General features: G+C 56.5%; 16 protein-coding genes. 2 read left to right on the top strand and 14 right to left on the bottom strand.

Annotated features, from left to right (window positions below; all coding sequences use genetic code 11):
* Positions 1 to 2: 2 nt before the first annotated feature.
* The 11 genes from QMC91_RS00480 to QMC91_RS00430 all read right to left on the bottom strand — a co-directional run bounded on the left by QMC91_RS00480 (position 3) and on the right by QMC91_RS00430 (position 8,446).
* Positions 3 to 806 carry a nitrilase-related carbon-nitrogen hydrolase gene (locus tag QMC91_RS00480; RefSeq protein WP_300233801.1) on the bottom strand — a complete coding sequence of 268 codons (804 nt, stop codon included), beginning with the start codon at positions 804 to 806 and terminating at the stop codon, positions 3 to 5.
* Positions 803 to 1,006 (bottom strand): hypothetical protein, encoded by a 204-nt coding sequence (locus QMC91_RS00475; RefSeq protein ID WP_300233798.1) that lies wholly within the window; start codon positions 1,004 to 1,006, stop codon positions 803 to 805. The genes QMC91_RS00480 and QMC91_RS00475 overlap by 4 nt, the downstream gene beginning before the upstream one ends.
* The gene (locus tag QMC91_RS00470; RefSeq protein ID WP_300233796.1) at positions 1,003 to 1,656 is read right to left on the bottom strand and encodes a MarC family protein; all 654 of its coding nucleotides are present in this window, start codon (positions 1,654 to 1,656) and stop codon (positions 1,003 to 1,005) included. Before QMC91_RS00470 ends, QMC91_RS00475 begins: the two co-directional genes overlap by 4 nt.
* Before the next feature lie 267 nt (positions 1,657 to 1,923).
* Positions 1,924 to 2,373: a nucleoside-diphosphate kinase gene (ndk, locus tag QMC91_RS00465; RefSeq protein ID WP_300233793.1), complete on the bottom strand. Its 450-nt coding sequence runs from the start codon at positions 2,371 to 2,373 to the stop codon at positions 1,924 to 1,926.
* 5 nt (positions 2,374 to 2,378) lie between these two features.
* On the bottom strand, positions 2,379 to 2,570 hold the full coding sequence (locus QMC91_RS00460) for a 50S ribosomal protein L24e (protein ID WP_300233791.1): 192 nt from the start codon (positions 2,568 to 2,570) through the stop codon (positions 2,379 to 2,381).
* 2 nt (positions 2,571 to 2,572) lie between these two features.
* The gene (locus tag QMC91_RS00455; protein ID WP_300233788.1) at positions 2,573 to 2,782 is read right to left on the bottom strand and encodes a 30S ribosomal protein S28e; all 210 of its coding nucleotides are present in this window, start codon (positions 2,780 to 2,782) and stop codon (positions 2,573 to 2,575) included.
* Between the two features lie 11 nt (positions 2,783 to 2,793).
* A complete protein-coding gene (gene rpl7ae / locus QMC91_RS00450; protein WP_300233785.1) occupies positions 2,794 to 3,162 on the bottom strand; it encodes a 50S ribosomal protein L7Ae in 369 nt (122 codons plus the stop codon).
* A gap of 382 nt (positions 3,163 to 3,544) precedes the next feature.
* Entirely contained in the window at positions 3,545 to 5,545 is a 2,001-nt protein-coding gene (locus tag QMC91_RS00445; RefSeq protein WP_300233783.1) for a DUF2298 domain-containing protein, read from the bottom strand.
* Complete coding sequence (locus QMC91_RS00440) at positions 5,535 to 6,518, bottom strand: lysylphosphatidylglycerol synthase transmembrane domain-containing protein (protein WP_300233781.1); 984 nt, start codon at positions 6,516 to 6,518, stop codon at positions 5,535 to 5,537. Before QMC91_RS00440 ends, QMC91_RS00445 begins: the two co-directional genes overlap by 11 nt.
* Positions 6,502 to 7,221 (bottom strand): dolichyl-phosphate beta-glucosyltransferase, encoded by a 720-nt coding sequence (locus QMC91_RS00435; protein ID WP_300233780.1) that lies wholly within the window; start codon positions 7,219 to 7,221, stop codon positions 6,502 to 6,504. The genes QMC91_RS00440 and QMC91_RS00435 overlap by 17 nt, the downstream gene beginning before the upstream one ends.
* Positions 7,214 to 8,446, bottom strand: coding sequence for an NAD(P)/FAD-dependent oxidoreductase (locus QMC91_RS00430; protein WP_300233778.1), 1,233 nt, complete (start codon positions 8,444 to 8,446; stop codon positions 7,214 to 7,216). The genes QMC91_RS00435 and QMC91_RS00430 overlap by 8 nt, the downstream gene beginning before the upstream one ends.
* Positions 8,447 to 8,571: 125 nt before the next feature.
* Between QMC91_RS00430 and QMC91_RS00425 the strand changes: the two genes are divergently transcribed.
* Positions 8,572 to 9,744: a tubulin/FtsZ family protein gene (locus tag QMC91_RS00425; RefSeq protein WP_300233777.1), complete on the top strand. Its 1,173-nt coding sequence runs from the start codon at positions 8,572 to 8,574 to the stop codon at positions 9,742 to 9,744.
* A 14-nt stretch (positions 9,745 to 9,758) separates the two neighbouring features.
* A complete protein-coding gene (locus QMC91_RS00420; RefSeq protein ID WP_300233775.1) occupies positions 9,759 to 10,850 on the top strand; it encodes a hypothetical protein in 1,092 nt (363 codons plus the stop codon).
* Between the two features lie 64 nt (positions 10,851 to 10,914).
* Here the strand turns inward: QMC91_RS00420 and QMC91_RS00415 are convergent, their stop codons facing one another.
* From QMC91_RS00415 to tuf, 3 genes are read right to left on the bottom strand one after another with little or no spacing between them, the layout of a single operon-like run.
* Positions 10,915 to 12,615 carry a flippase activity-associated protein Agl23 gene (locus tag QMC91_RS00415; protein WP_366944340.1) on the bottom strand — a complete coding sequence of 567 codons (1,701 nt, stop codon included), beginning with the start codon at positions 12,613 to 12,615 and terminating at the stop codon, positions 10,915 to 10,917.
* A complete protein-coding gene (gene rpsJ / locus QMC91_RS00410; RefSeq protein ID WP_300233773.1) occupies positions 12,612 to 12,920 on the bottom strand; it encodes a 30S ribosomal protein S10 in 309 nt (102 codons plus the stop codon). The genes QMC91_RS00415 and rpsJ overlap by 4 nt, the downstream gene beginning before the upstream one ends.
* 30 nt (positions 12,921 to 12,950) lie before the next feature.
* The gene (gene tuf, locus QMC91_RS00405; RefSeq protein ID WP_300233772.1) at positions 12,951 to 14,228 is read right to left on the bottom strand and encodes a translation elongation factor EF-1 subunit alpha; all 1,278 of its coding nucleotides are present in this window, start codon (positions 14,226 to 14,228) and stop codon (positions 12,951 to 12,953) included.
* Positions 14,229 to 14,302: the final 74 nt, after the last annotated feature.

Genomic DNA, 14,302 nt, shown 5'->3' with positions numbered 1-14,302 from the left:
CTCTACAATCTGGAGAGCAACCGCAGATAAAGGTCACTTCTGCGGTCTGAAAGTGAAGGGAGCCTGGATCGGGCGACATGGACCGCCGCAGGATCGACCTCGACCACGATGAGACGTTCCCCTGCCCCACATCTGCCGATTATGGCGCCATCCGGGTCGGCGGCAAGCGAACCACCGGAGTAAGCGCCGCCTGGCATGCCGGCCGTGTTGACCCCCGCAACGTAGTAACGGTTCTCAAGAGCCCTCGCGGGGAGGAGCGTCTCCCAGTGCGAGAGCCTGGAAGACGGCCATGCCGCAGGCACCAGAACACACTCTGCCCCAGCGAGAGCATAGATTCGAAATAGTTCCGGAAACCGCAGGTCATAGCAGACAGCAAGCCCAAAGACCATACCATCAAGGATAAAAGTATCGATCCGGTCACCTGCTTCGTAGGCCCGGTCCTCTCCATCCGGCGAGAAGAGATGGATCTTTGCGTATGATGCCATGAGTTCCCCATCTGCACCGAGCACCACCACGGTGTTTTTAGGGCGGCATCCCCCGCTGGACTGGATGATAGATCCTGCAACCGCAATCCCGCACCGCTCTGCTATACGGCCAAACGCCTTTGCAAGCGGACCGTCCAGGGGCTCGCCTGCCCCGGGGGAAACGTCCGGCGACCAGCCGATCACGAACTGTTCTGGAAAGCATATGAGCGATGCACCCGCCCCTGCGGCCTCATCCGCCATCCTGGCAGCTACATCGAGCATACCTGCCCGACCACCCCTGGCATCGGTGGCAACCTGAGCAAGCGCTATCGCTGTCATCATCGGGATACAGTCGTCTCCAGGCTTCTGGCGGTGTGAATCAGCATGGCAGCACCGATGACGATGAGGATCGATAGAGCCACCATGATCTGAGGAGCAAACGGGACCGTCAAAGCAAACATCTGTGCTACAATTAGAATCCCACCGAGAACGATGCAGGTGCTGATAAGGATCGCGCCGATCTGAGCAAAGGTGGGTGTCATGTGGAACCTCCAGCGAGTAGGGGGAAGGCAGCTTTGATTCCTACAATAATAAACTGGACGGCAATCGCGATTAGGAGCATTCCCATCAGGCGGTTAACAGCACGATACTCACGCTGACCGATGCGCCGGACGATGACGTCAGCGTTCTTCATCATGTAGTAGGTGATCCCGATGGCTGTAACAGATGCGATCGGCACAACGGCAATTGCAACAACTCCCATCTCAATCGCCTCGTTCATCAGCACGATGACCGAGGTGATCGCCCCGGGCCCCGAGATCATCGGGATTGCAAGCGGCATGATGGCGATGTCATCTGCATCCTGCCCTTCGTACTTCTCGGTTGCGGTCATCTTCGTCCGGGATGTCTTTGCATAGACCATGTCCATACCTATCCCGAAGAGCAGGATACCACCTGCAATTCGGAAAGCCTCGACGGATATACCGAAGATCTGGAGTATCCAGCCGCCTCCAAAGGTGAATATGAGCAGAACAGCCAGAGCAAACTGACTTGCCTCGCGCGCGATCTTGAGTCTTGCGGCCTGATCCATACTACCGGTCAGGGAGACAAAGATCAGGGTGGCTGCAAGCGGGTTCACTACGATGATGATGGAGGAGAGACTCAGCAGCGTGAAACTCAGGAGATCCGCCATGTGCCGTCATCAGATATGCAATAAGGCCGATAATAGCACTTGTGGTTCGTGGAGTGGATGGTCAATCCGTTCCCCTGGAGACCTATTGCAGTAAAGGCACGAAGGGAGATAGCAAACGATGAAAGGCCAGATTCGACCGGGTCACGAACGCAGACGCAAGTAGCAGATGTGTGAGATCTCCGCGCAGGTTACAGGTAGCAACCCAGAACTTCCAGCCAATATCGAGACCCAAAAAATAGCTGCCGCCGGAATTCGGCGGCACAGTATTCACTCGTAAATTACCGGTTCATCGATCCGGGAATACTCTACCAGTTCCCCAGGCGCAAAGTGGATCCCGAGCTCTCTCGCCGCGCTCTCCCGGGAGTCTGATGCGTGGATAACGTTCCGGCCGATATCAAGCCCGAAATCACCGCGGATGGATCCGGGTGCGGCCTCGGCTGGATTGGTGGCGCCAACCATCCTCCGTACGACCGCGACCGCGTCCTTCCCTTCCCAGGCCATCAGGAAACAGGGTCCGCTCATGATGTAGGCCTTAAGACCTTGGAAGAAGGGTTTCTCCATGTGCTCACTATACTGCTCGACAACCCGCTCCGCGGGTAGAGCCTCGATCCTCGCCGCTGCGAGTTTGAGCCCCTTCGCTTCGAACCTGGAGATGATCTCCCCGACGAGTCCGCGCTGGACGCCATCAGGTTTGACCATCACGAAGGTGCGCTCCATGGAGATCACTCTTTACCGCGGGCCTTGCGTCCGGCGGCAGTCCACTCAACACGGCGCGGTACCCGGCCGAGCCTGTAGTTGTTCTGGCACTTGGTGCTGCAGAAGTAGTAGATTGTCCCGTCCCTGCGCACAAACATCTTGCCCGTGCCGGGTTCCAGAACCTCTCCACAGAAACTGCAGACGTACTTCTCGACCATGGTTACCGCCTCGAGAGTTTCTTCGCCTCACGCTCGGTCTCGAGCAGCGAGAGAATGTCTCCCTCCCTGATCGGGCCTACCGTGTTGCGGGTGATGATCCGGCCTTTGTTCGGGCCGTCGAGAACCCGGCACTTCACCTGCCGGGCCTCACCATGCATCCCGGTTAAACCGATGATCTCGATGACTTCTGCTGGCGTTCCCTCGTCTGCCATGATTTAATCCCTCACGCTCTCAGTGCAGCAATCTGCTTTGCGATCTCATCGACCAGGTCTTTTGCCTTGCCGGCTTTGACTATCGCTGCGGCTGCGGAACCTACCTCCAGACCGCTCGCGGAACCGATCTCGTTCTGCTTCGAGATGTAGACGTACGGGATCCGCTTCTCGTCGCAGAGCGGCGGGAGGTGCATCACGATCTCCTGCGGCTCAACGTCAGAACCGATAAGAACCAGCTGGGCAATGTTCCGTTCGACGGCTTTTGTCGTTTCGTTGGACCCTTTCTTCACCTTCCCGGTATCCCTTGCGATCTCAAGGGCCTCAAGGGCCTTGTTCTGGATCTCTTCCGGAACCTCAAATTTTACATAAGTCGTTGCCATAACTCACCTCTTTCAGGGGCAGCCCTCTGCTGCTCCATCATCATTCATCAGTAGCGTAGCTGATCGAATGCGCTGTATTATGTCAATAGGAGTAGTGATAAAGGTTTGTCACTCTGCGCCGGGAAGAGCGGAGGCAATCAAATCGACGATTCTGAAATTACAAACTCGCCACCATCCCCCAGGGGTATGCACAGGGGGCACTTCAAACCGGGTTCGCTGATGTCAAGAGAGTTACTCGCGCTGAACGTCTCTCGTTAAACACACCTGGCAGTGCCGGAAGCGCAGAAAGATGAGGGAGGAGACGGCTCCTCCCCATTCTCTGCCTTCTCCAGGGACCGGTGTCCTTCTCATAGCGTCTAGCGTCACCGGGCCAATCAAACTTTCAAACAGGGATCCGGTATATCTGGACTCCTTCCTCATCATAGATGAGTTCAAGCGCCCCGACGGGGATAGAAACATTGTAGCGTTCACGTTCTGGTTCACCCACGTAGAGGAGGGTGGCATTGTAGGCGCGCGCAAGGTCGATTGTACGGTCCGGCTGCTCGTAGATCGTCCTTACATCACCGCTCCGCTCGCTTATCCGGCCATAATCTCCCCGCCACATGTACTCGTGAAAGGGCATTCCAATGATGGTCGGGAGCCCGGTGAAAGTTGATACCCTGGAGTAGTAGGTGTAATCGCCGCCCTCTGCCTCGACGAGGATCTGATCGCCGGCAAGATCCCGAAGGAAGGCTATCGCCGCAGCGTCGCCGGGGTGTGAGGCCGCAAGGTATGCCGCCCCGTCGAGAGTGCGACTCCCGTAACCGAAGTCAACGCCGATGGCGAAGGGCGCAATCAGGAGTAGAACGATAGCCAAGGCAGGAAGGGCTTTCCCGACGCGGGGAGGCATGCGTCGGTCGATCCCGGAGCGCTGGCTCCACCCCCCGATTATGGCAAGGCTTGCGGTCGCCATCATGAACCACGCCGGGAGGTAGAACTTGAAGACGGTGTTCATCCGGAAGTAGGTCTCCCCCATGTTGTCCACCAGGTAGACAAATTCCGTGCCGATGACGATCAGGAGTCCCAGGATAGCGAGCGTATCGACGACCGAGAACCGGCGACGAGCGATCAGGTATATCAGCGGTATGGAAGCGATCGCCGCAGCCGGGTATCCGGCAAGCGCAGGCACCAGCGCAAGAAGCAGCAGGTAGGGGCGCTTTCTGATATCTGGAACACAGTACGCGATAAGGATCGCCAGGAAGAATCCGTGAACCAGGAGGAACTCAAAAGGCACAGAGGGTTCAGCGACGATACCGATTCCCCCGATACCGGGGGTATTGAGGTGGAGGTAGAAGGGGAGGTATGCAAGAACAGCAACCGGCGGCACCACTCCGAGCATCATCCAGGACATCTTTTCGTCGCGCCCGAAGTTCCCGTAGCGGCGCCAGACCATTAGACCGAATAGAAGCGTGATCGGAGCGTAGATCAGGACGTCCCAGGAGTTGAAAGCGGGCATTGACCCGAGGGAAAGGGCGGTAAGCCCGCAGAGAATCGCCCTCCCCCTCTTCGAGAGATCGCCCCACCGAAGATAGGCAAAAACCAGTAGAAAGAGCAGGAACCCCTGGTTGAAGAAACTCGTGACATGAGGGTGAACGTCGCCCCAGAGCATGGAGAAGATTGGATACTCGTTGATGGTGTTCTCAATCGTCCTGGTGCTTCCCCAGAAGGCGTCAAACCAGGAACTCCCGATCAGGATATGGTAGATCACAGAGGGGTTCGGGATGAAGAGTGCAAGCACCGGGAGCCACCGATGGCGGTCAAGGATCAGGTGCCCCAGAGCGTAGAACGAGACGACTGAGAGGCCTAGCACCGTCGGCAGGGCGAGGTTGAACGTGACCGTCGACGGTGCACCGGATACGAGGCCGAGCGCCCCGTTCATCCAGTAACCCATGTAGTAGTAGACGTCAAGAGTTCCCCCGGCATACCAGGGATCGAGAGGCGGAACGATGGGCTGGCGCATGATCGAGGCCAGGATGGCGTGGTCCATGAACTTCTCCCCGGAGGAGATGGCCGGATTGATCCAGCGCACCTCGAGCATGAAGAGGAAAGGGATCAGGAAGGCAAGATCCCACTTCAGCGACGATCGCACTCGTTCCTTCGTGTAAAACCGGCCTGAACCGGCATAGATTATCGCAGCAACAAACGGAAGAAGAGCAAGCGGGATCGGGAGACCAACAAGAGCGCAATACCAGGAGACGAGTGTGAACAGGAGGATCGATGCCGGGTAGGCGGCGGCTGGCGCGAGGTGGTCGAGGGTACGGTCGAGCACCGGCCAGACTGCTAACTGGAGCGCCTTGATAACCACAAGCCAGATCAGAACCGGAACGAGAAACTCACCCGCCAAACGTATCCTCCCTCTCGATCTCCCGGTTGATAGCCTTCTTCAAAACCTCGATCGACCAGTCGCCGAAATAGTATATCGAACCGACGCCACCGACGAGCGTGACCAGGTTTTTCATCAGGTGATCTATGACCGCGATCAGGGTCGCCGTGGCCGCCGCCATCCCGGCCAGCCCAAAGGTGAGTGCGACCGCGACCTCATACGTCCCAACGCCGCCAGGGGTGATGGGCACCGCTTTTACAAGGTTGCCGATCACGATCGCAAGGATAACCACAGCAAACGGCATTGACTCCTGAAACATAAGGACAACCGCGTAACAGACCAGCACGTCGACGACCCATATAAAAATCGATGAGAGACTGAGCGTCGCGAGCGCACGAGAATGAAGGGAGACCTGTCTAACCTCGTCGAGCATCTGCTGGACGGCTATGAGGATCCGGTTCTCAGAGGATTTCATCCTGCCTGACCAGAAGATCACGGCGAAGAAGAGGCAGCCTGCCCCGAGAGGCAGCGCAATAGCGATGATAAACCAATCAGGGACATCGAGAATGGTGAGAACCAGCAGGAGCGCAACGACGCCGAGCACTGCGACCATCATGACATCAAATACACGTTCGACAACAAGGGAGGAGAACCCCTCGGAATAGGTGGCATCATCATCGTGTTTGAGAATTAGCAAGCGCACAAGGTCGCCGAGACGTGCCGGGACGATGAGGTTCGCTGTCTGGGAGACAAGGATACATGCTGTCGAGAACCAGACACCTTTCTCGACACCGAGTCCATGCAGGATGAACCTGTAACGGAAACCACGAAGTATCCAGGAAACGCCGCAGATCCCCACAGCCACAACCAGGAGTGGCAGAACCGCATGCTCGAGCGTCAGGACGAGATCGTCCCACACGCGGTATAGCATATACCCGATGATCCCTACTGCGATCAGGGTGGGTATGATGATGGCGCTAACTTTTTTCCACATGAAGTCGCCACCAGAGATGCACAATTGCCGATCCCATCTCGACAACATCTTTTCCACGCACGGTTGTCCCCTCGCCCTGCTGCCAGCGCACAGGGAATTCCCTTATCCGGTAACCATTTCTCTGCGCACGCACCAGCACCTCTGTGTCCCAGAACCAGTGGTCCGCCGTGACGGAAGGGAGCAGAGAGAGCAGACGGTCACGCCGGAACGCTTTGAACCCGCACTGATGATCATGGAACCTGCTCCGGAGGAGGAGGCGTACCAGCATGTTGTAACCCCTGCTCGCGATCTCACGACCCCCGCTCCGGGTGATGGTGCTATCGGGGAGGAGACGGGAGCCTGTTGCAATATCGTAGCCCTCCCGGATAGAACCTATCAGTTCGTCAAGGTGCTGCATATCGGTTGCGAGATCTACGTCGTAGTAACAGACGATCGACCCCTTCGCCTCGGCAAACGCCCGGTTGAGAGCGCGGCCCCGTCCGAGTCTATCATCTGCATGGAGCAGCCGTACCCGCGGGTCCCGGGTTTCATACTCCCTGACAAATTCGGCGCTCCCATCGGTGCTCCCGTCTTCGGCAACTATCAGTTCGAACCTGCCGGGTGCAATCTCTTCGAGCGTCTCAAGCGACCGCGGTATGGCGGTCCTGAGCGCCGCAAGATCGTTGTAGACCGGCAGAACGGCGCTCACCTCGATCTCAACCATACGCAAACCTCTCAAGAACCTTTTTTGCCACCTCCTGCCCGGCGATGACCGAACCATTCATGCTCCGCTCGGGGTAGTTCGGCGGGCTGAACATCCCGGCCATAAAGAGACCGTGCTCTTCGTAGTGCGGCAGTCGCTTCCGGAGCCCCGTCGTGTAAACCGGGCCGGCATAGGGGTCGACGGCCAGATGGTGCCAGTGTACCTCACCTTCTTCGACGGAGAAACGCCTGCAGAAATCGGCGAGCATCTTCTTCTCAAACCCCTCCGGGAGTCGATCTGCGAAGTAAGATGCAAGGTAAACGATCTGCTCGCCATACCACTCAAAGGGGGCAAAGTTGGTGTGCGAGACAACCGCACCGTAGGGGGCCTTATCCTTCATGTTCAGCCAGTATATCCCATCGGTCACGTCACGATCGAGCGCCAAGGTCATGCAGGCGGCGCCCTGGTATGGAACGGGGGATATATCCAGACCGGCAAGTGTTGCGGTCACCTGGGGAGGGAGGGTGGATATGACAGCGTCGTAGGCTTCACCGTTTACAAGCCATGCTTCGCCATCCCGCCGGATCTCCTCAACAGGCGTCCCGGGCACTATTGATGCACCCCGTCGCTCCGCCTCCTCCTCAAGTCGCGTGATAAAGTGGTGGAACCCTCCCTTCAGGTAGCCAAGCCGCTCCCCTCCAGGACCACGGTCAGACCTGATGGCAATGCGGGAGATCAGCCAGGCTGCGGAGACCTCTCCCGCCCGGTCTCCGAACTTGCTCTTCAGGAGAGGCTCAAAGAACGAAGCATAGACCCCGGGCCCGAGTTTTTCAAGGACAAAGTCCCGGGCTGTGAGCTCGTCAAGCGTGGCCACGTCAAACCGGCGAGAGCGCAGCGTCAGCAGCCCGAGGCGGGCCTTCTCGATAAGCGTGAGGTGGGGGTAGCGCAGGATCTCGGTGGGGGTGGTGAGGGGATGGATTACCCCATCAACGTAGTAACCGGTGGTTCCTTTGAGCCATACCAGTCTGTCGATAACCCCGAGGTTCTTGAAGAGGGCGAGCAGCGCAGAATCCCCGGCAAAACAATGATGGTAATACTCCTCGATCCAGTAGTTGCCAATCCGGTAGGATCCAAGGCATCCTCCCGGAACAGGCCTTCTCTCGAAGAGATCTACCTCATGCTCCCCCGCGAGTTCAAGTGTCGAGACCAGACCGGATAAACCTCCCCCTACAACGCAGATCTTCATTGATCACCCCTGTACGTGAAAGATATAAGTGTTGTTTTTAATAATTACTTCTAACTCTGTATGCATGGTCTTTATACATAAGCATGGATATATTTAATCAGGCAATATGAGGGTGTGAAAGTAGAATGAGGGTCTTCTTCATAGGATTCGGCCAGGCCGGGGGCAAGATCGTCGATATGTTCATAGAACAGGACAAACGATCTCAGACCCAGAGTTTCAGGGGCATCGCGGTAAACACAGCGCGGACCGACCTGATGGGGCTCAAGAATATCGAGCTCAAAGACCGGCTGCTTATCGGTCAAACGGTTGTGAAAGGTCACGGTGTAGGTACCGACAACGTGACCGGCGCGCGGGTGACCGCCGATGAGATCGATTCAATAATAAATGCCATAGATTCACGCGGCACCCACGATATAGACGCCTTTGTCATTGTAGCCGGTCTTGGCGGCGGAACCGGTTCCGGTGGTTCGCCTGTCCTGGCCCGCCACTTAAAGCGCATATACCGGGAACCGGTCTACGCGATCGGCATCCTGCCCGCCCCCGAAGAAGGCCGACTATACTCGTATAACGCTGCCCGTTCCCTGAGCACCCTGGTGAACGAAGCGGACAATACATTCATCTTTGATAACAGCGCCTGGAAAAACGAGGGTGAGAGCGTCAAGGACGCCTATTCCAGGCTGAATGACGAGATCGTCCGGCGGTTTGGCGTGCTCTTCCGGGCAGGTGAGGTCGGCAAAGCGGGCGTCGGGGAGATGGTCGTGGACTCAAGCGAGATCATCAATACCCTCCGGGGCGGGGGTATCAGCTCTGTCGGTTACGCCATCAGCGAAAAGGTCAATCCGCGCGCCAAGCAGCAGAGCAAGGGTCTCTTCGCCGGTCTGACGCGCAACAAGAAGGAGAAGAGCGAGCAGGTGTTGACGGGTGAGGACAAGTCAGCAAAGATCATAGCTCTTGTCAGACGTGCCATGCTCGGGCGTCTCACCCTTCCCTGCGACTACTCTACGGCCGAGCGGGCTCTTGTCCTTCTCGCCGGCCCACCAGAGGAGATGGACCGCAAGGGTGTGGAGAAGTCAAAGAGCTGGGTCGAGGAGAACATCGCCGGCGTCGAGGTGCGTGGTGGGGATTACCCGGTGCAGAGCGACTACATCGCTGCGGTGGTTGTCCTCGCAACGATCGGGAATGCTCCACGGATCACAGAACTGCTTGAGACTGCAAAATCCACAAAGGAAGAAGTCCTGAAATCAAAGGAGAAGCGTACGACCATGTTTGATGACGGCATTGAGCCATTGTTTGAGTAAGGAGAAGGGGTGTTATGAAGATCGCAAAGATCGTCAGGTGGTTTATCCTGCTGCTGGCACTACTCTTTGTCGTGCAGGCGGCATCGGCGTTTACCATCAAAACTGAGACAATCAACCCTGCAACCGGGCCACTCGAGCCAGGACAGCAGGTGACCGCACGCTACGTGCTTACCTATGATATGGTCACCACGGACCTGAGCGATGAGACATTCGAGTTGAGCACCGGACTGCAGAATCCAAGCTGGGACATCGCCGTATATCGCGATGGGATTGCCGTTTACACCACCAAAAAAACCGGCTACTACCCCGTACTGACGGAGTTTGAGATCTCATACGGTGAAGGCAATACCGAACTAGATATCCAGTTGCGCGGCACCGTCCCCTCGAGCACAACCGGGCAGGTTCTGGTAATCAAGATCGAGCACCTGCGTGGCACCGAGGTGAGAGACACCCACACAGTGACACGCGAGGTCGTGAGTGCAGCCGATATCGAGGGTGCGCTTGCTTTACAGCAGCAGCGCCTCAAAGACCTGAAGGCCGATATGGATGCGAAGGCTGCAGAGGGTGTGGACATATCTGCAGTTCAGGCAAAGTACAGTGCCGCCAGCAGTGCGCTCACCAGCGCCGCCTCGGCAGGGCCGGCACAGGCCATGAATTACATCAACACGGCGAAGTCGAATATCGACGAGGCAAGTGAACTCCTGGACAAAGCATGGGCGGAGAAGTCGGTCGCCGATACCGGTGCGGCAATCGAATCGCTTGATGGGATGATAAACTACTTTGTCGAGAACCGATCCATGGGCAGCGACCCGCAGGTGGTTGCCATCATAACCAAGCGTGAGAGCGCTGTCCAGTTCTATACCCAGGCCCAGGACTACCTGAATGCCGGGAACTACCAAATGGCGCGCTCAAAGGCAACTGACGGCCTGAAAAAAGCAAATGAGGCACTGGCAGATGCAACCGCGCTACGGCAGAAGATCGGTGAGGGGTTCAGTCTCAGTGGAGACTTCCTCCTCTACATCGGCATCGGTGTTGTTGTTGTAGTTCTTGTCGTAGTTGGTGTGGTGCTACTCCGGAAGAGAAGGCGCTGGGACGAACTTGGATAATACGCCTGACCAGGCACACCTTCTTCTCACATCCTTTGCAAAATGTCCCTAAGGAGGAAGTGCATCAGGTGGTTGTCCCTGCTGGAACCTTCGAGAAGACCTCCAGTATTCTGCTTCCAACATTTCCGTCCCTGAAGAAGTAGTAGGCAAGCAACCTGTCTTTATTCTCATCGTACGAGAACCAGTAGTTCAACCGGCATGTTTCTTTCACGTAACCCTCGAGCGCCGGATAGGTATCAGCGTCGTGGGTGATAACAAGGTCAAAGTCGCCGTTGTATATCGTCTCCTCGCTAACCTTCTGGCTGTAGTAAGCAAGTTTTGAGCTCCGATCGCCCCGGTAGTACCAGGGCAGCGGCCAGTATGAGTCGGTCGCGACCGCCACACGGTCAGCGGCATCGATCTTTGCAAAGAGCCACCGGAGGTCCTCTGAGTTCTGGACCTGGACTATGGGTTCGTTTATGTCCGCCGGTGTGAACGCCACGTGAAAAGTCATCGCGACCAGCAAGATGCTCGCTACGACAGCAATTATCGCCTTCTTAGTTGTCATCTGATAGACCGCAACGAAGATCATGGGCAGAAGCTGGTGGAGGATCAGCCAGGGTACCTTCTCCCCAATATAGGCGTATGCTGCAAGCGATAGAAGCATCCAGAATATGGCAAACCTTGCAAACTCCTTCTGCCGATCTATCGGCCGGATCTCCCCGACCCCGGAGATTATCTCGCGAAACCGTCCCCTCAACCCCGGAGGCGCCACTTCCGGTGGCGGGGGCATAGATTCGGGGATCTCTTCTTCGTCAGGATCGGTTATCCCCGTCTCACCTGGTCTCTCCATACCTCTCCACCCTCTCCGCTCTCTCCACCTGGAGATCATGCCCGCAACATCGACAAACTGCAGAACCCCCACGATGGCAAGGATCAGGATCGGTACCTCGTAGAGGATAAAGAGGAGGAGATAGAAGTATGGTGGGCCGCCAAGACGCTGCATCTCGTGCATCGCCGTCCAGTGCTCGATGGCCCGAAGCCACCAGTCCAGTGCCATCTCAGGATGAGCGCCAAACGAGGAGTAGAAAACCGTCGCAATCGCGACCGCGACGAAAACCCCGAGCACAAAGTCCCTGATCCAGTGGGCCGGGAACCGGACCTTCCCGGTCCAGATAAGGTAGATGAGATATACCCCGAAGATCAGGATAACGATGGGCATGTTCTCCTTGGCAGACATCCCAAGACCGATCGCTGTTCCGGCGAGCAGGGCATACCTGGTCTGCCCCCGCTCAAAGTAGTAGAGTAGAGCGACAAGGAGCAGCATCGTAAAGAAGACTATAAAGATATCGTTTCGCAGGAACCGCGAGAAGTAGACCATGTTCGGCGATAACGCGAGAAAAAGCGCTGCTACCAGGGTCTGTTTCTTGTCCAGGTAGCCGAGCCAGTATATGGGGTAAACCAGGAGGACAACCAGGCACCCAAAAAGCGCAGGTAGGAGCCTTCCTGTGAGATCGGAGTCACCGAGGATTGAGAAGACCCCGGCCGTCGCGTAGTAGAGGAACGGCCCATGATACATGGGATCGTATAGATACGTCCCGTCTGTCAGGAGTTTGTAGGCAAACCACGCGTGGACAGCCTCGTCGTGGTGAAAAAGCTTTAAATCAAGCGAGTAAAAACGAAGGGCAACTGTGGCCAGAAATATGAGGAGGAAGACCACCTCGAATGAGAGTTGTTCACGGACCTTCGCCGTGAACGCAGCGGCTTTCACACCGCGCCCCCTCAACTCTCCAGAACGATCTCAATACCGATATCTTTTGGAACCTGTATGCGCATCAACTGACGCAGCGCACGCTCGTCGGCATCGATGTCTATGAGTCTCTTATGCACCCGCATCTGCCAGCGGTCCCAGGTTTCAGTACCCTCACCATCAGGACTCTTCCTGGTGGGTACCACAAGTTTCTTTGTGGGCAATGGGATTGGACCTGCCAGATTGACGCCGGTACGCTCTGCAATCTCTTTGATCCTATCACAGACCATCTCGATCTTCTCAAAGTCGGTTCCTGAAAGACGTATTCTGGCCTTCTGCATCTACAACCACCAAAAAATGTAGGAATCTTCTTATCTCATCTGTTTCGGCGTAATGTCGATGCACATGCCTGCCGCGATGGTCGAGCCCATATCACGGACCGCAAACCGCCCGAGCTGCGGGATCTCCTTGACCTTCTCGATGACCATTGGACGGGTAGGCCTGATCTTGACGATTGCAGCATCGCCGGTCTTGAGGAAGGTGGGGTTCGTTTCCTTGACCTGACCGGTACGGGGATCGAGTTTCTTCTGGAGCTCGACAAATGTACATGCGATCTGGGCGGTGTGACAGTGGAAGACCGGCGTATAACCGACGGTCAGAGCACTGGGGTGGTGAAGCACAACAACCTGTGCGACAAACTCCTCTGCAACGGTCGGCGGTGCGTCAGCAGGGCCACAGACATCACCACGGCGGATATCACCCTTGCCGATACCGCGGACGTTGAACCCTACGTTGTCACCTGGAAGCGCCTCGGGGATCTCCTCGTGGTGCATCTCGATCGACTTTACCTCTCCCTCTTTGTTAGCAGGCATGAAACTGACCTTCATGCCTTTCTTCATGACACCGGTCTCGACACGGCCGACGGGCACGGTCCCGATACCGGAGATGGAGTAGACATCCTGGATGGGAAGGCGCAGAGGAAGGTTTGTGGGCTTCTCGGGTTCGCTGAGCATGTTAAGCGCATCAAGAAGCGTCGGGCCCTTATACCAGGGAGTGTTCGGGCTGGGTTTTGAGATGTTGTCGCCCTTGAACGCGCTCATCGGGATGAAGATGACATTGTCGGGTTTGTAGCCAACGATCTTGAGCAGCTGGGAGAGCTCCGCTTTGACCTCGTTGAAACGCTTCTCGTCGTAATTGACGGCATCCATCTTGTTGATACCAACGATTAACTGGTTGATCCCGAGTGTACGGGCCAGGAAGACGTGCTCTTTGGTCTGTTCCATCACACCGTCTGGTGCGGCGACTACCAGAAGGGCGGCGTCCGCCTGAGATGCGCCCGTGATCATGTTCTTGACGAAGTCACGGTGACCCGGACAGTCCACGACAGTAAAGTAGTACTTGTCTGTGTCGAACCGCCTGTGAGCGATATCGATGGTGATGCCACGCTCACGCTCTTCCTTGAGGCTGTCCATAACCCAGGCAAACTCAAACGAGCCCTTGCCTTTGGCCTCGGCCTCTTTCCTGTAGGTCTCAATGATGTGGGGCGGTACGGTTCCGGTCTCAAAGAGCAACCGACCTACGGTGGTAGACTTTCCGTGGTCGATGTGTCCAATAACTGCTAAGTTTATGTGGGGCTTTTCAACTGCCATAGATTATATCCTCCACTCATATAGGCCTGTCAGCTCAAACAGCCTGCTTATGCGAGTAACCTATACGTGTGACG

The sequence above is a fragment of the Methanoculleus sp. genome (assembly GCF_030019085.1).
GTDB lineage: Archaea > Halobacteriota > Methanomicrobia > Methanomicrobiales > Methanoculleaceae > Methanoculleus.
Note: the sequence above shows the minus strand (reverse complement) of the source record. Positions and strands in the feature narration are given on the sequence as shown.